General features: G+C 48.0%; 15 protein-coding genes. 9 read left to right on the top strand and 6 right to left on the bottom strand.

All coding sequences use genetic code 11. The features are described from left to right. Window positions 1-55 precede the first annotated feature (55 nt). From H6F86_RS25290 to H6F86_RS25280, 3 genes are read left to right on the top strand one after another with little or no spacing between them, the layout of a single operon-like run. The gene (locus H6F86_RS25290; RefSeq protein ID WP_190452533.1) at window positions 56-1,189 is read left to right on the top strand and encodes an AAA family ATPase; all 1,134 of its coding nucleotides are present in this window, start codon (window positions 56-58) and stop codon (window positions 1,187-1,189) included. Between the two features lie 12 nt (window positions 1,190-1,201). Then, window positions 1,202-3,550, top strand: coding sequence for a DUF5682 family protein (locus H6F86_RS25285; protein WP_190452531.1), 2,349 nt, complete (start codon window positions 1,202-1,204; stop codon window positions 3,548-3,550). Continuing rightward, window positions 3,547-4,719 (top strand): VWA domain-containing protein, encoded by a 1,173-nt coding sequence (locus H6F86_RS25280; protein WP_190452529.1) that lies wholly within the window; start codon window positions 3,547-3,549, stop codon window positions 4,717-4,719. The genes H6F86_RS25285 and H6F86_RS25280 overlap by 4 nt, the downstream gene beginning before the upstream one ends. Window positions 4,720-4,788: 69 nt before the next feature. Here H6F86_RS25280 and H6F86_RS25275 read toward each other — a convergent pair whose 3' ends face one another. The 3 genes from H6F86_RS25275 to H6F86_RS25265 are packed head-to-tail and all read right to left on the bottom strand — an operon-like array spanning window position 4,789 to window position 5,557. Next, window positions 4,789-5,139: a hypothetical protein gene (locus H6F86_RS25275; RefSeq protein ID WP_190452527.1), complete on the bottom strand. Its 351-nt coding sequence runs from the start codon at window positions 5,137-5,139 to the stop codon at window positions 4,789-4,791. Next, window positions 5,132-5,323: a hypothetical protein gene (locus H6F86_RS25270; protein ID WP_190452526.1), complete on the bottom strand. Its 192-nt coding sequence runs from the start codon at window positions 5,321-5,323 to the stop codon at window positions 5,132-5,134. Before H6F86_RS25270 ends, H6F86_RS25275 begins: the two co-directional genes overlap by 8 nt. 45 nt (window positions 5,324-5,368) lie before the next feature. Continuing rightward, a complete protein-coding gene (locus H6F86_RS25265; protein ID WP_190452524.1) occupies window positions 5,369-5,557 on the bottom strand; it encodes a hypothetical protein in 189 nt (62 codons plus the stop codon). Between the two features lie 182 nt (window positions 5,558-5,739). On the opposite strand from H6F86_RS25265, the gene H6F86_RS25260 reads away from it, so the two are divergent. The 3 genes from H6F86_RS25260 to H6F86_RS25250 are packed head-to-tail and all read left to right on the top strand — an operon-like array spanning window position 5,740 to window position 11,716. After that, window positions 5,740-5,931 (top strand): hypothetical protein, encoded by a 192-nt coding sequence (locus tag H6F86_RS25260; protein ID WP_190452522.1) that lies wholly within the window; start codon window positions 5,740-5,742, stop codon window positions 5,929-5,931. Window positions 5,932-5,940: 9 nt separating this feature from the next. After that, window positions 5,941-7,854 carry a response regulator gene (locus tag H6F86_RS25255; RefSeq protein WP_190452521.1) on the top strand — a complete coding sequence of 638 codons (1,914 nt, stop codon included), beginning with the start codon at window positions 5,941-5,943 and terminating at the stop codon, window positions 7,852-7,854. Beyond that, window positions 7,847-11,716 (top strand): PAS domain S-box protein, encoded by a 3,870-nt coding sequence (locus tag H6F86_RS25250; protein WP_190452520.1) that lies wholly within the window; start codon window positions 7,847-7,849, stop codon window positions 11,714-11,716. Before H6F86_RS25255 ends, H6F86_RS25250 begins: the two co-directional genes overlap by 8 nt. Before the next feature lie 24 nt (window positions 11,717-11,740). On the opposite strand, the gene H6F86_RS25245 is transcribed toward H6F86_RS25250, so the two are convergent. The 3 genes from H6F86_RS25245 to H6F86_RS25235 are packed head-to-tail and all read right to left on the bottom strand — an operon-like array spanning window position 11,741 to window position 14,434. Further along, on the bottom strand, window positions 11,741-12,886 hold the full coding sequence (locus tag H6F86_RS25245; RefSeq protein ID WP_206756096.1) for a hypothetical protein: 1,146 nt from the start codon (window positions 12,884-12,886) through the stop codon (window positions 11,741-11,743). A 49-nt stretch (window positions 12,887-12,935) separates the two neighbouring features. Next, entirely contained in the window at window positions 12,936-13,940 is a 1,005-nt protein-coding gene (locus tag H6F86_RS25240) for a methyltransferase (protein ID WP_199305493.1), read from the bottom strand. Between the two features lie 20 nt (window positions 13,941-13,960). Further along, the gene (locus H6F86_RS25235) at window positions 13,961-14,434 is read right to left on the bottom strand and encodes a hypothetical protein (protein WP_190452516.1); all 474 of its coding nucleotides are present in this window, start codon (window positions 14,432-14,434) and stop codon (window positions 13,961-13,963) included. A 178-nt stretch (window positions 14,435-14,612) separates the two neighbouring features. Here H6F86_RS25235 and H6F86_RS25230 point away from each other — a divergent pair, with 178 nt between their 5' ends. The 3 genes from H6F86_RS25230 (at window position 14,613) to H6F86_RS25220 (ending at window position 20,262) form a co-directional block, all read left to right on the top strand. Continuing rightward, window positions 14,613-16,091 (top strand): ATP-binding protein, encoded by a 1,479-nt coding sequence (locus H6F86_RS25230; protein WP_190452514.1) that lies wholly within the window; start codon window positions 14,613-14,615, stop codon window positions 16,089-16,091. 190 nt (window positions 16,092-16,281) lie between these two features. Continuing rightward, the gene (locus H6F86_RS25225) at window positions 16,282-16,656 is read left to right on the top strand and encodes a response regulator (RefSeq protein WP_190452511.1); all 375 of its coding nucleotides are present in this window, start codon (window positions 16,282-16,284) and stop codon (window positions 16,654-16,656) included. Between the two features lie 324 nt (window positions 16,657-16,980). Beyond that, window positions 16,981-20,262, top strand: coding sequence for a type 2 lanthipeptide synthetase LanM family protein (locus H6F86_RS25220; RefSeq protein ID WP_199305492.1), 3,282 nt, complete (start codon window positions 16,981-16,983; stop codon window positions 20,260-20,262). The last annotated feature ends 129 nt before the right edge of the window (window positions 20,263-20,391 follow it).

Here is a 20,391-nt window from a genome sequence, read left to right as displayed (position 1 = left end):
TAACAAGTTTGGATAATTTTTCTGCATTAATCTCATCAACAATAAAGCATCAACTATGGCAACCACGAAATCCAAAACTCAACACTCTAACTCCCAACTCCCAACCCCTAATCCCTCTCTTCTCCGTGAACACGCTGAACAGCAATTTGCTCACGAACTCGTAGAACTGGCAAAAGCTGATACACGCCAACGCCCGCCAAACTGGAAGCTTTCCCCTTGGGCAGTAGCAATCTACTTACTGGGAGGCAAACTGGACAATGGTTTTGAAGTAACTCCCAAGTACATTGGTAATCGTCGTTTGATGGAAGTGGCGATCGCAACTCTTGCCACCGATCGCGCCTTACTGCTGTATGGTGTTCCCGGTACAGCCAAGTCCTGGGTGTCTGAGCATTTGGCAGCAGCAGTTTCCGGTGATTCCACCATGCTGATTCAAGGAACCGCTGGTACGAGCGAAGAAGCCATTCGTTACGGCTGGAACTATGCTCGACTGCTGGCAGACGGTCCTTCAATGGAGGCGTTAGTTGCCAGCCCCATGATGCGGGCAATGGCAGACGGAAAAATCGCCCGTGTGGAAGAACTCACTCGCATTCCCTCGGATGTGCAGGATACGTTGATTACTGTTTTGTCTGAAAAGACATTGCCGATTCCCGAACTGAATACAGAAGTGCAGGCGACCAAGGGGTTTAGCGTGATTGCCACAGCGAATAATCGCGATCGCGGTGTCAACGAACTCTCTAGCGCCCTCAAGCGTCGGTTTAATACGGTGATTCTGCCTGTTCCCAACACGATCGAGGAAGAAGTCAGCATCGTGCAACAACGAGTGACAAGCCTGGGACGAGCCTTAGAACTGCCTGCCGAGGTGCCAGCTCTAGAGGAAATTCAGCGAGTGGTGACGATCTTTCGAGAATTGCGAGATGGAGTAACTATTGATGGCAAAACAAAACTCAAATCTCCAACAGGAACGCTCAGCCCAGCAGAAGCAATCTCAGTCGTGAACAGCGGCATGTCCCTCTCGGCTCACTTTGGTGATGGCTCTCTAACGGCTAGTGATCTGATTTCTGGTTTAGTTGGAGCTGTTGTGAAAGACCCTGTACAGGATCAGGTCGTCTGGAAGGAGTATCTGGAAACCGTTGTCAAAGAACGGGACGGTTGGAAAGATTTGTATCGCGCTAGCCGTGCGATGCTCTAGGGGGCACTCCTCATGTCAATTCACATTTTTGGAATTCGTCATCATGGACCTGGCTCTGCTCGCAGTCTTTGTCAGGCGTTAACGCAACTTCAGCCAGATATTGTGCTGGTGGAAGGACCGCCTGATGCAGAGGCAGTTTTACCTCTGCTGATTGATTCTCAGATGCGTCCACCTGTCGCATTGCTGGTTTACTCACCCGAAAACCCTCAGCAGGCAGCTTATTACCCCTTTGCAGTGTTTTCTCCAGAGTGGCAAGCCATTCACTATGGGTTGACTCAGCAGATTCCTGTCCGGTTCATGGACTTACCCCAAACTCACCGGTTTGCACTGGGAATGGCAGAGAAGGAACAGGAATTTACGAATCAAGAACAGCCGCCGGAGGATGAAGAGAAAGCTGAGACAGAATCATCAGAAGCACTCCCTCAACTAACTCCTAATCCCTATGATGATCCCTTGAGCCTGCTTGCCCAAGCAGCAGGATACAGCGACGGTGAACGTTGGTGGGAACATCTAGTCGAACAACGGCAGGATAGCACAGAGTTGTTTGCTGCCATTTTAGAAGCAATGACTGTGCTGCGATCGCACATTGAAACCAACCCCCACTCCCCACCTCCTAACCTCCACTCCCCACTAGAACCCCGTCGAGAAGCCTACATGCGGAAGACCATCCGCGAAGCAGAAAAGCAAGGGTTTCAACGAATTGCCGTTGTCTGTGGCGCATGGCACGCGCCTGCTTTAGCAACGATGCCACCTGCCAAAGAAGATGTTGCCCTGCTAAAGGGACTTCCAAAACTTAAGGTTGAAGCGACCTGGGTTCCCTGGACATATGGACGATTGACGATTAGCAGTGGCTACGGAGCAGGAATTGAATCTCCTGGTTGGTATCGGCATCTGTGGGAACAGGGAAAACGGAGCGTTGGCAGAGCCTCTCTTCTAGAGGATTCCACCCAATCATCTCTTGGCACCACCAGTAGTTCGATTCGCTGGATGACGAAAGTTGCTCGACTGCTGCGAAAACAAGACCTGGATGCCTCTTCCGCCAGCGTCATTGAAGCGGTTCGATTAGCTGAAACACTAGCAGCGTTGCGCGATCGTCCCCTTCCGGGTCTGCCTGAATTAAATGAAGCGACCCAGACGGTTCTTTGTTTTGGTGATTCGCTGCCAATGCAGTTGATTCATCATCAGCTCATCGTAGGTGAACGATTGGGTAAGGTTCCTGCCGAAACCCCAATGATTCCCCTACAACAGGATTTACAGCGACAGCAAAAGCGACTGCGGCTTAAACCAGCAGCAACAGAAACAACTCTAGATCTGGATCTTCGTAAACCTCTAGATTTAGAGCGATCGCACCTGTTACATCGACTCAACCTATTGGAGATCCCTTGGGGACGGCAACAGTATACAGGTAACACGAAAGGCACCTTCCGCGAATCTTGGCGGCTCCAGTGGCAGCCAGAGTTTGCCATTCACCTGATTGAAGCAGGAATCTGGGGCAATACGCTTGAGACGGCTGCTACGACCTGGACGTGCGATCGTGCCAATCAAGCCAACCTGCCCAACCTCACTAAGCTGATTGATCAAACCCTGCTGGCAAACCTTTCCCAGGCGATCGTCCGCCTGATAAAATGTCTAGAATCAGAAGCTGCTCTGGCAAGCGATATGGCACATTTGATGGATGCTTTGCCTCCTCTAATCAATGTGATGCGCTACGGCACAGTGCGCCAGTTTGAAACGACAACGGTAGGGCATGTCGTTAACGGGCTGATCACTCGCATTTGCATTGGTCTACCGATTGCTGCGGCTTCTCTGGATGATGATGCCGCCACTCAAATGTATCAGCAGGTGAATGACGTGAATGGCGCGATCGCGATCCTTCAACAACCTAATGCTTTAGAAATGTGGCAACAGGTTCTCCTTCAACTGGCAGACCAACAAGGGTTACATGGACTGGTCGCAGGGCGTTGCTGTCGCCTACTCTTTGAAGCCGGAGTCTTTGAGCCAGAAGATACAGCACGACGACTGGGATTGGCACTCTCAACTGCTAGCGAACCTGCTCAAGCCGCCGCCTGGATTGAAGGATTTTTGGCAGGCAGTGGGTTATTGCTGCTCCATAACCCAACGCTTTGGCAAGTTTTAGATGACTGGGTGGCTCAGCTATCGAGTGAGACGTTTACTGCAATTTTGCCGCTGTTGCGTCGCACTTTTTCTACCTTCGCTGCGCCTGAACGTCGCCAGATGGGAGAGCGAGTTCGGCAGGGAAATAGTCATACCCCTGTATTCGTCAAAGCGGGTTCGTTTGATAGCGATCGCGCCGATACCGTTCTCCCGCTTGTTGCTCAATTACTTGGTATTGCACCATGACAGACTCTCCTTCAACAGAACGATTGAGACGCTGGCGGCTCATCCTCGGTGGTGGTGCAGCAGATAGCATTTGCGGTTCAACCAACGGCAATGGTATGGAAGGTGACGGCTTTAGTTTGGGAGGGGCAGATCAAGCGATCGACCAGACGTTGAGTGCTCTTTACGATAGCGATCGTCAAGCTGGACTGGGAACTTCCTCTCCCAAAGTGGCGCGTTGGTTGGGCGACATTCGCACCTACTTCCCCACCTCGGTTGTAAAAGTGATGCAGCAAGATGCCTTGAATCGGCTGAATCTGCGTCAAATGTTATTGGAACCAGAACTGCTAGAAGCAGTAGAACCGGATGTGCATCTTGTCTCCAACCTGCTGTCTCTGGGTGGAGTAATGCCCGGTAAAACAAAAGAAACCGCTCGAATTGTGGTCAGACGAGTCGTTGAAGATCTGATCCGCAAACTCGAAAACCCAACTCGACAGGCAATTCTGGGTAGCCTCAACCGTTCCATTCGCAACCGTCGTCCCCGCCATCACGAAATTGATTGGCATCGGACGATTCGCGCCAACTTGAAGCACTATCAGCCTCAATACCGAACCATCATTCCGGAAACTCGGATCGGCTTTGGACGCAAACGTTCTGCCCTGCGAAACATCATTCTTTGCGTGGATCAGAGTGGTTCAATGGCAACCTCCGTCGTTTATGCCGGAATTTTTAGTGCGGTCTTGGCATCCCTTCCCGCAGTGCAAACCCACATGGTTGTGTTTGACACGGTAGTGGTTGACCTGACTGACTTGCTGCAAGATCCCGTTGAGGTTTTATTTGGAACTCAGCTAGGAGGCGGCACTGACATTAATCAGGCACTCGCTTACTGCCAAGGGCTGATTCGTCAACCACAGGATACGATTCTGGTGTTGATTAGTGATTTGTATGAAGGGGGTAATCAGGATGAAATGCGAAAGCGCATCAGTAGCCTCGTTGCTTCAGGAATTCAATTCATCACCCTGCTGGCACTTAATGATGATGGTGCACCCTGCTATGACCATAGCAACACTCAATTCATGGCATCTCTGGGTCTCCCTACGTTTGCTTGTACGCCCGATCGCTTTCCCGATCTGATGGCAGCCGCTATTAACCGTCAGGATCTCAACCAATGGGCAGCACAGCAGCTCACTTAGTTTCACTGCGATGCTGTGAAGGAGGCTGAACCATCAAGCTAACTCTTGCGTAACGAGGTGCTGCTGAAGTCACTGAACTTCAGCAGCCATGCGGGAATCAATCTGACATGCTTCTTTATCTAGATCGCGGTGGCCGGATGCCGCAACACGACGGAGGTCAGCTTGTAGGGTCACTTCACTGTAGACCCAGAGATTGACCCTACGTCGCTTGCTTTGGCTATCTAGCAGCATCCGTTCCACAGCTCCTACAATGCTGCTGTTGAGGAGAGACATTAGCCTGAGCATCGCCTCCCCGCAACGAGGACATTTGCCCGTAAACAATGGATGCCATATGAGCAGTGACATCTGTTCCAGCCGGCTAGGACGGTGAGACGGTTGAGGAATGTTTTCGCCTGCATAGGAGCCAGGAGTTTCAGTCATCGAAGGGATGCTCATAAGGGAGCGCAAAGTCCATGAGATCCTCGCCGCTCACCCACTGCAAGCCCAAAAACTGGCTCCAACGGTGCGCTGCTGTCGTGTCTTCCCGAAAATCAAGGCAGCGATCAGCTTTAGCGCCCTCTGGGTGAACAGCACAGCATAACAGAGGAGCGCTGGTATAGAACAAGCAGCGATCGCACTCTGGCAGCTTGCGAAAGGTAGGGGGGTTGGTTCATTGCTTTGCTTGGCGCGGCATAACCACTGAAACAATCAGGGTCCCTGTACCACCGAGCAACCCCCAGATTAGCCACCGACCGAGACTGTACCCCTTCCGTGCAGCGACGACAGCTGCCATACCGCCGAGTAGACAGTGCAGGTTGAACAGCAGGTAGAGTGTGGGATTGAAGGGTAAATTTGACATAAAACGAACGAAGACTGCCTCTAATCTAAACCACCCGTAGCGAGCGCTTCTGGCGTAGAAGTATTGCCGTCACTGCCTGCCTATATTCATTCGTACGCTTTGGGCATATGCACAGTAGACCAAAGACTTGGCAGACAGTAATGGCAACCTTGATTCCTGCCTTTAGCACCTGTACCTAGCGCATGGCTCCTGAGGAGCGGCGACTGGCACAACCCCTGGAGGACAAGCTAGAGGCTGATTATCTGCTCTGGTACGATGTCCCGATCGCTACGAAGCGACTCCACCCCGATTTCATCCTCCTGCATCCACTAAACCTACATGAATGCTTCAAGACGTGGGATGACCTATCTTACAATCACTTTAAGGCTAGGTGAGCGATAGATATGCGGGTTTTAGTGGTTGAAGATGATTTGATCGTGACAGAGGCGATCGCACGGTCGCTAAGCGAAAATCATTACGCAGTAGACACAGCAGAGGATGGTGCGATCGGGTGGGAATGTGTCGAGAGCACAACTTATGACCTGATTTTGATTGACGTAGGATTACCTAAATTGGATGGGATTACGCTCTGCCAGAGAATTCGCGATCGCGGTTGTGGAACCCCAATCTTGTTAATGACTGCTAAAGATGACACCACCTATCGTATTCGAGGATTAGATTCGGGAGCCGACGACTATTTAGCAAAGCCGTTTGACTTAGAAGAGCTTCAAGCACGAGTTAGAGCTTTGTTGAGGCGGGGAACGGTAGCAGCAAGCCCAGTTTTGACGGTCGGCAAATTACGGCTTGATCCGCGATCATGCCAAGTAACCTGTGCTGAGAAACTACTGCCGCTGACCCCAAAAGAGTACAGTTTGCTCGAATTGTTTCTACGCCACCCAGCTCGTGTTTTTAGTTGTGGAGACATCATCGAGCACCTTTGGACGTTTGACGATCCGCCCCAAGAAGAGAGCGTCAAATCTCACATCAAAGGATTGCGGCAGAAGCTAAAAGCAGGAGGTGCAGCCAATTGGATTGAGAACGTGTATGGGTTGGGCTATCGACTGCGCGAAGGAATTGAAGCCAATCCGGAGCAATCCATGCAGACCTATGACGACCGGCTTGCACAGCTTTGGAAACAGTATCGTGGGCTAATGGAAGAACGATTTGCGGTGCTGCAACAAGCAGCCCATACTTACCCCTTATCGATTGAACTGCGAGCAGCAGCAGCAAGCGCTGCTCATAAGTTAGCAGGTGTTCTAGGTATGTTCGATCGCGATGAAGGAACACAGATTGCTCGACAGCTTGAAAAACAGTTTGAAGAACAAGCCGAATTATCAGCGGAAGAAGTACGATCGCTGGTTCGACGCTTAGGCGATATTCTGAATCTTTCGACTCCGGTTGAAACGGGCGCAAGCTCCCTAAATCTTCCAGAAATGCGGAATTCTGAATCTGAAGTCCTTTACACGGACAGAGATGCTAGACAATCTCTCCGCTCTTGGACAGTGCTAGCAGTCGATGATGATCCAATCATTCTTGCCACCTTGAAACAGCTACTTCAACCTTGGGGAATGTGCCTAACGGGAGTCGATGATCCGCTGCAATTTTGGACCGCTTTATCAACGATCAATCCCGACCTGCTGATTCTGGATGTCGAAATGCCGCATATGAATGGAGTTGCCCTCTGTCAGGCGATTCGAGCAAACCCAACCTGGCAAAGTCTACCGATCGTCTTTCTCACTGCTCATCAAGATACTGCAACCGTTCAACAAATCTTTGCAGCCGGAGCCGATGACTATGTTGTAAAACCAATTGTTGGACAAGAATTACTTTCACGGCTTACACAACGGTTAGAGCGATTGCGACTGTTACAAACGTTAAGCACCAAAGACTCAATTACCGGACTTGCAAACCAGTTCTATTCGAGTCAAGCAATCGAAGCTCATCTCCACAATCATCAAATAACCGACCTGGCAATTCTCTACATTCCAACGCTGAGACAAATCAATATTCAGCAGGGTCACCTGATTGGGAATCAGATTCTCAAACAAACTGGACATTGTTTGCAATCTAATTTCTCTAACAATGAAACTCTTGGCTATTGGGGAAATGGTGAGTTTATCATTGCCAGTTCTCAAACAACAAGAGCTATGTTTCAGCAGCAGCTATCAGAAATAGTAGATATGCTGCAACGACAACAGTTGGAAACTGCAAATCTAATTTATTATTTTGCCGTAGTCAATTATCCAACCGATGGACTAACGCTACGATCGCTCTATCAAACTGCAAGTCTCTGCTTAGAAGGATCAATCCATGAGTGAAGCACTAACCCCTCAAACTCAACAACTGCAACGGGAAGATTTGATTTCGGTTTTAGAATCCGCTGTGGACTTAATCGGCATTGCCGATGCAACCGGACAAACCCTCTATGCCAATCAGGCTACACGCCGAACTTTAGGCTTTGGCGATACTGAAGACTTATTACAAAAACCCATTTCAGAATATCATCCGCCTGAAGCAGCTAAAACTTTGTTTGAAGAAGCTGTTCCGATCGCGCTTCGAGACGGAATCTGGATTGGAGAAACGGCTGTTATCACAAGAGATAAACGAGAAATTTCAGCTTCTCAAATTATTGTCGCGCATAAAAACCCAGATGGATCGCTCAAATTTATCTCCACGATCATGCGAGATATTACCGAGCAAAAGGCTTTTGAAGAGCAACTTCGTCGTAGTAATGCCCTACTGAAAGCCCAACAAGAAGCGTTAATCGATGGCATCTTAGTAGCAGATGAACATCGCAATATTGTGGATTACAATCAAAAGTTCTGCGATATCTGGCGACTGCCTGAGATTCTGCCCGCACGCAACTCACGTCAGATTGCTGAGATGGTTGCAGATCAACTGGAAGATCCAGAAGCCTTTTTAGCAAGCATCGAAGCGCTTTATCGAAACTTAGACGAAGTTTTTCACGATGAGCTTTCGTTGAAAGATGGTCGAACGATCGAGCGTCATAGTAAAGCGGTCAAATCTCCTACTGGCGAGTACTATGGGCGCATTACATTCTTTCGAGATATTAGCGATCGCAAGCGGACCGAGGCCGCCTTACAACGCAGCGAACAACACTTTCGCAACATTGTAGAAAACGCCAATGATGTTTTGTTTGTCAATACACCAGAGGGGATTTTTAGCTACGTTTCGCCAAACGTCACTAACGTCATGGGTTACCTGCCCGAAGAAATGATTGGTAAACCATTTCCTCAGTTTCTACATCCTGACGATGCTGAGATGTGTTTTAAGCTAAACCAACGGATTGTCGAGACCCGTGAACCGCAGGCTGGACTTGAATGTCGATCGCGCTACAAAAACGGTAGCTTTCGGTGGCAAGTCGTTAACGTTTCGGCTACTCTGGGGGTGAACGGAGAATTACAAATCATTGGCGTAGCGCGAGACATCCACGATCGTAAATTAGCCGAAGAAGCACTGCGTCTGAGTGAAGCACGCTATCGGGCTTTTGTGAATGCTACGGCTCAAGCGGTTTGGATGACCAACGCAGCGGGTGAAGTGGTCGAAGACATCCCACTTTGGTGTGCGTTAACCGGACGGAGCGAAGAAAGCGCCAAAGGTTGGGGATGGCTTGAGAGCGTTCACCCCGACGATCGATCTGTGACCGCAGAAGTCTGGTTAGAAGCGGTTCACGCTGGGAAAGTCTACGAAGTAGAGCAGCGCGTCCAAGTGGCATCTGGCGAGTACCGGCTGTTTGCAGTGCGTGGCGTGCCCATCCTTGATGAACAAGGCAACATCCAAGAATGGATTGGTACCCAGACCGACATCACCGAACAAAAACAAGCTGGAGCAATGTTGCTGCATCAAAATGCACTATTGCAAGCTCAACAACAAGCTTTGCAAGAAAAAGAAGCCCAGTATCGCACGATCTTTGAGGCAATTACTGATGCCTTGTTCATCCTGGATCTGGACACAACCACTGTGGTCGAAGTGAACCCTGCTACTTGTCAAATGCATGGGTACTCTTACGAGGAGTTTTTAACTTTACATCCATCGAAGTATATTCATCCGGACAGCATATCGGTGTTTCATAGCTTTGTCGAAGCCATGACCTTCAAACAGCCGTTCTGTGGTGAAGCGGTTGATGTTCGTAAGGATGGCAGCTTGGTTGATGTTGAAGTCAAAGGAACCACCTGTTTTTACAACGGCAAGCCGCATGTTTTGGCGATGGTGCGAGATATTAGCGATCGCAAAGCAGCCGAAAAAGTTCTGCAACGTCGAGCCAGGTTAGATCATTTACTCAGCTCTCTGTCTCGGCAATTTATTGACCAGGATGCAGAAACTGCAATTCATAGTGCTCTAGAATCGATCGCCCATCATATTGGCGCAGAACGAGGCACAATCTTCGAGTATGATGCTGACCGAACAAGATGCCAATTAGTTTATGAATGGTGTGGTGATGGCATTGCCTCTCTCACACCTGAAGCACGAGGGGCAAGCGTTTTTGAGCATCCCCATTTGCATCAACAGTTTTTATCAAGACAAGCCCTGCAAACGGTTGATGTTCAGACGATGCCAGAAGGTCCCGAGCGCCAGCTATTTACCCGTCAGTCAATTCAATCGGTACTCGGTGTTCCAGTAATCTATCAAGGGCAAGTGACTGGATTTTTGAGCCTAGACACGGTTCATTTTCAGAAAGACTGGAGCCAAGAAGATGTTAACTGTCTCAAGCTAGTGAGCGAACTGATTGCAATCGGACGAGCAAGACATAAAGCCGAAGCCGACTTACGCATTGCCAAAGAAGCGGCTGAGGCAGCAAATCTAGCCAAGAGTACATTTCTCGCCAACATGAGCCATGAGTTACGCACCCCCTTGAATGCGATCTTAGGCTTTTCGCAATTGATAGAACGTGATGCTGCCCTTCCTGATCGCCAACGAGACTCCCTTGCCATTATCAATCGTAGCGGTGAACACTTGCTGAATTTAATTAATGATGTGTTAGAGATGTCAAAGATTGAAGCAGGACGAACGACCTTGAATGTGGTTTCTTTTGATCTGCATCATCTTTTACAAACGCTACAAGAGATGTTCTTGATTCGAGCAAATGCAAAGCAACTCGCGTTGAACTTTGAAATTGCACCCAATCTGCCTCAGTACATTCAAACTGATGAAAACAAGCTACGCCAAGTCTTGATTAATTTGCTGAGCAATGCCATGAAATTTACAGACAGTGGCAGCATCACGCTAGAAGCAATGGTGAAGTCAGGATTAATGCTGCAATTCAAAGTTCAAGATACGGGACAGGGCATTGCTCCAGAAGAATTTGAGCAGCTATTTCGCCCGTTTATCCAAACCAGTAGCGGTTCTCAACTGCGAGAAGGCACAGGGTTGGGTTTAACCATTAGTCGCCGTTTTGTGCGCTTGATGGGTGGAGAGATGCACATTGAATCCACTGTGGGACAAGGGTCAACGTTTTCCTTTGAGATTCAAATTGCGATCGCAAATCCAGCAGAGGTCGCACCCACCTCACCTGCAAAACGAGTGTTGCAACTAACACCGCAGCAGCCGACCTATCGAATTTTAGTCGTTGACGATCGCGTTGAGAATCGAGGTTTTATAGAGCAATTGTTAACAATGGTGGGATTTGAAACGCAATCAGCCGTGGATGGAGCAGATGCGATCGCGCAGTGGCGGCAATGGCAACCACACCTCATTTTAATGGATATGCGAATGCCTGTGATGAACGGCTATGAGGCAACTCGGCAAATTCGAGCAATGGAATCGGAACAGACTCGATCAAAAATTTTGGCATTAACCGCCAGTGCCTTTGACGAACAACGCGCTTCAATTCTGGCAGCGGGCTGCGATGATTTTTTGGCAAAACCCTTTCGAGAGTCTCACTTATTTGAGAAACTTGCTGAGCATCTTGGGGTGAACTATCTCTATGAAGAAGCGATCGAACAGCAGAATGATTCACCCCTTGAGCTAAGTCGCTCTAGTTTAGAAACAATGCCGTTAGAGTGGATTGCAGAATTGCATCAAGCTTCACTTGCGGTTGATCGCGATCGTATCTTGCAATTGATTCAACAGATTCCGGATGCGAATCTAGCAACAGCTTTGACAGACTTAGTTCATAGATTCTGTTTTGACGAAATTGCAGAGCTTTCCTATTCAGATTGATATGCTCAACCCTTTTACCAGCCTCTATTGGAGCCAGGAAAGGGATTGTACAATCTGGATAGCTTGATTTGGCGTAATGGTATTGAGGCAGTAGTTTGGGTTGCCTTTATAGTAAGTCTGCCGCACGAAATCTGCTCCAACGATGTGATAAAACGGGCTGGCTCCTGCCCAATCTGAAATTAAATTCCGTTGGGGCGAGTTAAGCTGCTGGGCAGAAGGTGTTTTGAATTCGCCATTCTGTGAACCAAACAGCATCGACGTTTCACCAAGTAGAGGAATGTTAATTTTCGATTCATACTCGGCTGGGACTCCACCCACACCGCCGCCCGTCGCCTCGATCGCAAAACAACGATCTTGCTTAACATCGCGATAAACAATGCCATATTGTGGACCAAATCGACAGACGCCTTTTTCTGATCGAGGTGCGTTCGCAGGACAAGGCTTCACCTCGACTTTGCTGACCGTGTAACCGACTGGAACGGTTGGAACTGCGATAGCAATTCCCAAAGATTTCAGCGTCGCTTGCTGGCTTGGACTTAAACCGCCAGTCTGGTTTTTAGTAGACGCATCAAGCACAATGCCGACTTCTGGAGAGATTTTATCGGCGACGATCGCAGTTCCGCTCACGATTGTTCCAGACGGTAATTCTGGAGCCGTTGAAGGATTGGGCGGATAGGCAGAGCCATCAAATTTTAGAATGTTGTAACTGGGCTTCGTACCTCCACCCGCAACATATAGAACAATGTCTCGCCAACCATTTGTTTTAGTGGTGCTAACGACGACTGAGTTATTGACGATTGTATGTCGCGAAATCAAACTGTAACCATTGCCCATCGCTCTCAGAATGAGCATCGAACAGCCACCTGTGCCACATGAGGAAGTGAGATAGGCAACTACTTCCTCGCGTCCATCGCCATCTAAATCAATCCGATTGTATAGATAGCGGATCTTACCTGTTGGAAACTCTCGACGAATCGCTGCTGCTAACGACAGCAGCGATCGCGTTTCTGAGCGTTTGAAAGTTAAGTTGCGAAAACGAATCTTACCTACATTTGGCAGGGGTTCCACAGATTGCTCAATCTTTTGTGCTTCGCCTTGAGAAGATTGGGCGGAAACAGGAATGGTTGGAGACACACTCAGTCCTAAACCGAGTGTGACAGTCAATAACATCAGAGAGCGATACAAGTTCATAGCTCTTTTTTCAGATGAATGCAAAAGATTAGAGTTTTACAGCTTCAATAACGCTGAGCATGGACGGTGTCGAAACCACGCGCGTCAGTTTAAACCCATTCGATCGCAATAACGATCGGTACTCTTCCTCAGTGCGTTCTCGTCCGCCTGTCATCAATAGCATAATAACATCAATGAACTTTGCTGGAGAGGGTTCATTTCCGGGTGGAATAATGCTTTCGACCAACAGCAGCTTGCCATGCTCAGGCATTGCTTGATGGCAATTTTTTAGTATGATCGAGGACTTTTCATCATCCCAATCATGAATAATCCATCGCATCAAGTAAGCATCGCCGCCCGTTGGCACAGACTCAAAGAAGTTTCCGGCAACAGGTTGAATCTTTTGATCGACCTGGACATTGGCAATGATTTCAGGTAAGTCAAACAAAATGCCGTTGAGATGGGGATTTGCCTGCAAAATTGTAGAAATTAAGCTTCCTTGCGCTCCACCCACATCCACGATCGTATTAAACTCAGAAAAGTCATAGCTCGCAGCGACTGCTTGTGCGATCGCAGTTCCCATACTGGTCATCGATTGTGAGAACACCTTCCCCGCTTCAGGATGTTGAGCATAGTAATCCCAAAGTGGCATTCCTGCTGCGGTATCAAACGCAATTTCACCAGTTTTCAGGCTGTGCAACCCGTTGCTCCAACCCAGCGAATGGTCGTCTCCGATTTGCGCCATCGCCGCATAGCGCATTGAACCAGGACTATCGCTCTTAAGCGTTGCACCCAACGGAGTCAGGGCAAAATATTGATCTGAGACTTCCGTAAAGATGCCGACACTGCCCAAGGCGCGTAGGAGCCGATAGAGCGATCGCGGATCGGTGTTGGTTTCGCTTGCAAGTTGGGCAATTGTTTTCGGTTGCTCGTCAAACAAATCAGCAACGCCTAACTGAGCTGCCAGATAAATTGATCGAGCAATCCAAAAGCCACCAATCAGACTCAGCATCGTCTCTTGGGGAGCAACTTCTACTCTTTCTATCGTCATCATGATTTTTTCTCCAGTTATTTTTAAGCTTCAACAAGTTGGGGAACAGCCTGATTCAGGAACGCTTCATAGCTACCAGGCTGAGCGAATTGTAGGTATTCCTTTGCCATAGCAGGGGTGAGCAATTCGAGCATGAATTTGTTTTCCACCCAAAATTCGATCACTTTAAAGGGACCGCGATCGCACAATCGCACCAGCCATCCCTCACGGTCAGCAATTTGTACAATTTGTTCTTGCGTGACTGCGACCGAAAGCGCAGCATGAACAGACGTAAACGTTGGAGTATTTCCTGAAGAAAAACCAACTTGATCTAGCTCTGGAGTCAACTGAGTATCAGCCGGATAAAGCTCGATCCCGGTTCCAAAGCCATCATCAACGATGACAATATAACTTCCTTCGTGGGGAGGAAAGGGAAAGCAACAGCCCTGCAACACTTCTGCCAGAACATTAGCAACATGCAGCGGGTGATCCACGGCGACTGAAATGTGATGAAACATAGTAACTTTCGTTCCTGGTTGACTGATGTCCCTTACAGTAGGCAACGATCGAGGAGAAGTCGGGGAGTTCCAAACCCGTTTCGCTCATAAATCGGGGAAATCCTTTTTTTGCTGAGGCTACTTTAAATACTGGTGATATCGTCTTAAAATCTGGTGAGAGTTCCCATGAAATTCTGCAATGCCTGAGCCTACACCAAAAGCTGACATTCTGGTCATTGACGATACGCCAGAAAATCTCAATCTACTATCGGTCCTGCTCATTAAACACGGCTACAAGGTTCGCAGCGTTACGAAGGGTTCGACGGGCATTCGAGGTGCCCAAGTGATGCCGCCGGATTTAATCCTGCTCGATGTCAATATGCCGCAGATGAGCGGCTACGAGGTTTGCCACCACCTTAAAGCCGATGATCGCACCCGTGAGATTCCCATCATTTTTATCAGTGCTTTAGAAGCAGTGAGCGACAAAGTAAAGGCATTTCAAGCAGGCGGTGTCGATTACATTACAAAGCCATTTCAGATCGAAGAGGTTCTGGCTCGAATTGAAACCCATCTCACGTTGAGACGGCTCCAGAGCCAACTGCAATTGCAAAACGAACAACTTCAGCAAGAAATTCGTGAACGCAAACATGCAGAGGAGAAATTTGCAACCATTTTTCAACACAGCCCTAATCCCATTGCGATCGTGACCGTTTCTGAAGGGCAACTAATGGAAGTCAATCCTAGTTTTCTCAGCATTAGTGGTTACACACGAGATCAAGTTATCGGCAATTCCATTACACAGCTACATCTGGGTCACGATTCAACAACTTTTCTGCGTCGTCTTCAAACAACTGAAACCTTCCATAACTTAGAATTTGAACTGCTCACCCACTCCGGCAGTGTCAAAAGTATTTTGCTCTCCTTCGATCGTATTGAACTGAACGGAACAACTTACGCTTTACTAATTGCAAACGACATCACTGAGCGTAAACGTCTTGAGAACGAATTTATTTCCTTAGTCAGTCATGAGCTACGCACTCCTTTAACTTCAATGATGGGATCGCTTGATTTACTCAGCAGTGGGCAGTTAGGCGGCTTGACGGAGCAAGGGCAACAAGTTCTTAGTATCGGCGTAAAAAATGCAGAACGCTTGATCCGTTTAATCAATGACATTCTCGACCTCGAACGGATTCGCTCTGGCAAAATTACGATGAATCGGCGATCGTGCAATCTTGCTGACTTGATGATTCAGGCAACTGAAGAAATGCAAGCAATGGCTGATCGCTCCAAAATTCAATTGAGTACAGAACCAGTATCAATTTTGCTCAATGCTGATCCCGATCGCATTGTGCAAGCCTTGACGAATCTTCTAAGTAATGCCATTAAGTTCTCACCCGCTCAAACAACCGTTCAGATGCAGGCTTGCAGTTCAGGTCACACTCCAAGTGTCTGTATTAGTGTGTGCGACCAAGGGCGAGGTATTCCCTCTCATCAGATCCAGACTATCTTTGAGCGATTTCAGCAGGTAGATACCTCTGATGCCCGCCAAAAAGGCGGAACCGGATTGGGACTGAGCATTTGTCGTAACATTATTGAACAACATGGTGGCAGAATTTGGGTAGAAAGTACCGTCAAGCAGGGCAGCACATTCTATATTGAATTGCCGCTTAACACTTGATGCACTCAACAGTGTTTCCCCAACTTCTCCCCGATTCAACGCTACCCTGTCAGTTAAGGAGAGGAACTGAATTAAACTGAAGATAGTTGCCTGGGGGTGAAAAAGGTAACCCTTGCCTGAAGGTGACGCCTCCGACTCCTGCTGACATGAGATTAGGGCTTCCTACTTATTAGGTCTTAAGCGAATTGCGATGCTGAAGCAAATTTTGATTGTGGATGACGAAGAAGATGTACGAGCGATCGCAACGCTCGGTCTACAGATGGGAGCGGGTTGGGAAGTTCTTACGGCTAGTTCTGGAGCGGAAGGAATTGCGCTCGCAGTTCAACATCACCCCGATGCGATTCTGCTCGATCTAATGATGCCGAACATGGATGGTCGCGCTACTTTACAACATCTCAAGCAACAACCTGAAACTCGATCGATTCCCGTAATTCTGATGACTGCTAAAGTGCAAGCGTCAGAGCAGTACAATTTTCATGATTTAGACGTTGCAGCAGTTTTCACGAAACCCTTTCGTCCGCTTACCCTTGCCCAACAGATTATTGATGCTTTGACTTGGCATTAAGTAGTTTGAGCGGAACGATCATCGCCCCTTTAAAGCGATATTTGAGACAAATAACTGAAAATTTACGGAAGCTAATTTGAGACCTTTAGATCTGCTGAATCCATCTGTATCACTTTTACCTAAAGAATAACGCAGCTTTTAGCTTCTCAAATAGCACGAAAATTAATTTGAGAAAACGAAAAGTAATGGCTCTTTCCAAGTTTTTTCCTGCTGGCGAGACATTGAGTGACATTTAAACTCTGATTCCACCCTAATCAATCACCCCGACTTCTCCCTGATCTAGCGCTAATCTGTCAGCATTCATTTTCTCTAAGGAGTACCGTAGTGAATCATGCTGACTTAATGCAAATTGCGTTTCAGGCAAGTTCTTTATGGGAGCAACTCAATCATTCTTGGGGGCAGCCTCCCCTAGAACATCATGCTCAGCAGTCCAATGCAATTTTACAACGGTGGTGTGAAACCGCCGCTCAAGGAAACTGGGAAAAATTTGAGAAACGGTTAGCATGGGATGGCTTAGACAGTGCAACTGTAAAGGCTGTTTTGGCAGCATTCACAAGCACTCCAACGGGTGATCCAGTAAGCCTATTACCTGAGTGCCTTCCGGCTTGGATAGAAACATTCCAAGCAATCATCCAAATGGCTTTAGAACAAAGCTTGAACGATCGTAAAACCGTTGCACTTCCTCTAGAGCCAGAAAAACCGCTCCCGTTTGAAGATCTTTTGCTACCTGTTCTTTTAGTTGCTCGTCAAAAGCTATGGGCACAGTTGAACCCAACCGATGTGCAGGTCTTATCTGAAAATGCTTATCTCCAGATAGAACGCCAATTTTTGCAACAACTGATCGCACTTTGCACTCCTACCTTGGATGCCGAGTTTTCTCGCTTTCGCCCACTCGGACAGACCTTACTAAATCGATTCATCACCCTTCCAGAACAACCCAGTACAACTTATTACCGCGCCTTCATTGAAAAACAGTTATCGGATGGACTGTTTACCCTGTTCCAAACCTACCCAGTCCTAGGAAGATTGGTTGCGACGACAGTTGATTTTTGGGTGGGTGCGATCGCGGATTTTCTTCAGCATCTCAATACCGATCTGGCTGATTTGCAACATACCTTTGCAGATTCGGTACCCCTTAAACAAGTGACGCAAGTGGAACTGTCGCTTTCTGATGCCCACCATCAAATGCGAACAGTGATCGCACTAACGTTTGATTCAGGATTAAAACTAATCTATAAACCGAGAGATTTAGGATTGGAAGTTGCCTATCAACACCTTCTCATTTGGTGTAATGAACAGAGCGAATTGCTTCCGTTTAAAGTGCTGCGCGTTCTTGATCGCAACACTCATGGTTGGGTCGAATATGTAGAGCAGTTACCGTGCCAGGACGAATTTGCTGCCGAGCGGTTTTATCAGCGATCAGGAATGTTGCTCTGTTTGCTCTATATCTTACGAACGACCGATTGTCATTACGGCAACTTGATCGCGAGTGGAGAGCATCTCGTTTTAGTTGATATGGAAGCATTGATGCATCCTACTGCCGATCCCTTAGTTGAAGGCTGGGACTCAACTAATGTTCAGAATGCTAGTCATCAACAGTTTTGGGATTCGGTGCTGCGAACAGGACTCCTGCCTCAATGGGAACTCAATAAGCAAAATCGAGTTGCTTTTGATATTAGCGGTTTGGGAAGCGTTGACCCCCAACAGGCACCGCGAAAGATGCCTTGCTGGAAGGCAATTAATACCGATGATATGCGGCTAGTGCATGAATCTGTTACCTTGCCGCTAGAAGCAAATGTGCCAGTCTTAAATGGGACACCGCTCTCCCCTAACGATTATCTTCCCCAATTGCTCGAAGGGTTTGAGGAAATGTATCGTTTCTTGCTACGGCATCAAGCTGCACTGCTGGATAGTGGTTCGCCTTTGATCAACTTAAAGCGCCAGCGGGTAAGATTTGTCTTCCGTGCGACTCAAATCTACGATGCAATTAAGCAAAAGTCGCTGTCTCCTCAGTTTCTCCGTAACGGCATCGATCGCAGTATTGCTCTAGATGTTCTTAGCCGTGCTTTTCTAGTATCACCGACTAAGCCAAAAGCATGGGCAATTCTACAGGCAGAAAGACAATCATTAGAACAGCTTGATATTCCTCATTTTGAAGTAGAAGCAGCAGACATTGCGTTAATATCGGGTTCGCAAACCATTGTGGAACGCTACTTTCAGCATTCCAGCTTTAGCGGGGTAGAAGCGCAGTTTCAGCAACTTAGTGAGATTGATCTGGCGCGACAAATGACATTGATTCAGGGTACCTTTTGTGCACGAATTGCCCGTGTTGCGAATCGCGCTTCCACGTCCCCAATCCAGACGATCGACACTATCGCACCGCCTACGGCTGAATTGTTTTTACGTGAGGCAGAAGCGATCGCAGCGAAAATCGAGAACGCAGCTCTGCTCGAACCGGATGGCAGTGCAGGTTGGATTGCTCTGACCTATTTGCCTGAAGTCGAGCGATTTCAGTTCCGTCCCCTAGGGGACACGCTGTACGATGGCAGGAGCGGAATTGCCCTATTTTTGGCGGCAATGAGTTTAATCACAGGACGGTCCCAGTATCGTTCTTTGGCACTCGGCGCACTAGGATCTTTGCGATCGTGGGTGCATCATTCCGATATTGAGCTTTCTCAAAGAGTCGCAAACAGCTTAGGGATAGGCGGCGCAACGGGTTTAGGGTCTTTGATTTACGCCTTGGTTCGGATCAGCCAATTCTTGCAAGAACCGACGCTATTAGAAGATGCAGAGCGGATTGCGGGCTATATCACTCCAGAACTAATCGCAACGGATCATCAACTAGACATCCTTGGAGGTGCGGCTGGTGCGATTCTGGGATTGCTCACACTATACGAGGTCAATAGCAATCCGAAAGTCCTAGCAGTAGCAGAATGCTGCGGTCATCATCTCCTCACGCATCAAGTTAGCATCAATGGTTTACCTAAAAGTTGGAAAACAATTAGTGAAACACCGTTGACTGGCTTTTCTCATGGAGCCGCAGGCATCGCCTATGCTCTGCTAAGGCTGTATCGCGTGACCCAAAATCGCTGCTATTTCGAGGCTGCCCAAGAAGGGATAGCATACGAGCGGCATCACTTCTCCGCAGAGGTAGGAAACTGGGCAGATCTACGGCATAGTCAGCCCAGCTTCATGACGAGTTGGTGTCATGGCGCTCCTGGAATTGGATTGGCTCGAATGGGAAGCTTATTGATGCTAGAAACCGATTCAGGACGGGATGAGGCACAGCAAGAGATTAGCATTGCACTAGAAACGACAATGAACTATTTACAGGAAATTGATCACCTTTGCTGTGGCAATTTTGGTCGAATTGAAGCACTATTGCTAGCTGAACAACTCGATGCTCGATCGGGCTGGAAAGAAAAAGCTGAGCAGCAGGCAGCTTGGACAATCTCAAAATCAGAGCAAGCTGGTGGATATCAACTATTCTTAGATTTGCCAACGATGTTTAATCCTGGCTTCTTCCAGGGAACGGCTGGGATTGGCTACCAGATGTTGCGCTTAGTAAATCCAGAAGCATTACCATCAGTGCTACTGTGGCAGTGAACTCAATCAAGATAGCATTTCCTTAAATGACCCGAGTAGCATTGCTATTCGGGTTTTCTATTGCAGCAGCACTTTTGTAGCCTATTGCCTCCCCCTAGAACTACTCTTTTTAACTGAATTATCTCCTCT

The organism is Phormidium sp. FACHB-592 (assembly GCF_014695795.1).
Classification (GTDB): Bacteria; Cyanobacteriota; Cyanobacteriia; order Leptolyngbyales; family Leptolyngbyaceae; genus Stenomitos.
The sequence above is the reverse complement of the archived record's forward strand: the minus strand, read 5'-3'. Positions and strand labels throughout refer to the sequence as shown.

What these genes read in the sequence shown, in the direction of transcription:
- H6F86_RS25290 (WP_190452533.1), top strand. Translation starts at nt 56, where the DNA reads ATGGCAACCACGAAATCCAAAACTCAACACTCTAACTCCCAACTCCCA.
- H6F86_RS25285 (WP_190452531.1), top strand. Translation starts at nt 1,202, where the DNA reads ATGTCAATTCACATTTTTGGAATTCGTCATCATGGACCTGGCTCTGCT.
- H6F86_RS25280 (WP_190452529.1), top strand. Translation starts at nt 3,547, where the DNA reads ATGACAGACTCTCCTTCAACAGAACGATTGAGACGCTGGCGGCTCATC.
- H6F86_RS25275 (WP_190452527.1), bottom strand. Translation starts at nt 5,139, where the DNA reads ATGACTGAAACTCCTGGCTCCTATGCAGGCGAAAACATTCCTCAACCG.
- H6F86_RS25265 (WP_190452524.1), bottom strand. Translation starts at nt 5,557, where the DNA reads ATGTCAAATTTACCCTTCAATCCCACACTCTACCTGCTGTTCAACCTG.
- H6F86_RS25260 (WP_190452522.1), top strand. Translation starts at nt 5,740, where the DNA reads ATGGCTCCTGAGGAGCGGCGACTGGCACAACCCCTGGAGGACAAGCTA.
- H6F86_RS25255 (WP_190452521.1), top strand. Translation starts at nt 5,941, where the DNA reads ATGCGGGTTTTAGTGGTTGAAGATGATTTGATCGTGACAGAGGCGATC.
- H6F86_RS25250 (WP_190452520.1), top strand. Translation starts at nt 7,847, where the DNA reads ATGAGTGAAGCACTAACCCCTCAAACTCAACAACTGCAACGGGAAGAT.
- H6F86_RS25245 (WP_206756096.1), bottom strand. Translation starts at nt 12,886, where the DNA reads ATGTTATTGACTGTCACACTCGGTTTAGGACTGAGTGTGTCTCCAACC.
- H6F86_RS25240 (WP_199305493.1), bottom strand. Translation starts at nt 13,940, where the DNA reads ATGATGACGATAGAAAGAGTAGAAGTTGCTCCCCAAGAGACGATGCTG.
- H6F86_RS25235 (WP_190452516.1), bottom strand. Translation starts at nt 14,434, where the DNA reads ATGTTTCATCACATTTCAGTCGCCGTGGATCACCCGCTGCATGTTGCT.
- H6F86_RS25230 (WP_190452514.1), top strand. Translation starts at nt 14,613, where the DNA reads ATGCCTGAGCCTACACCAAAAGCTGACATTCTGGTCATTGACGATACG.
- H6F86_RS25225 (WP_190452511.1), top strand. Translation starts at nt 16,282, where the DNA reads ATGCTGAAGCAAATTTTGATTGTGGATGACGAAGAAGATGTACGAGCG.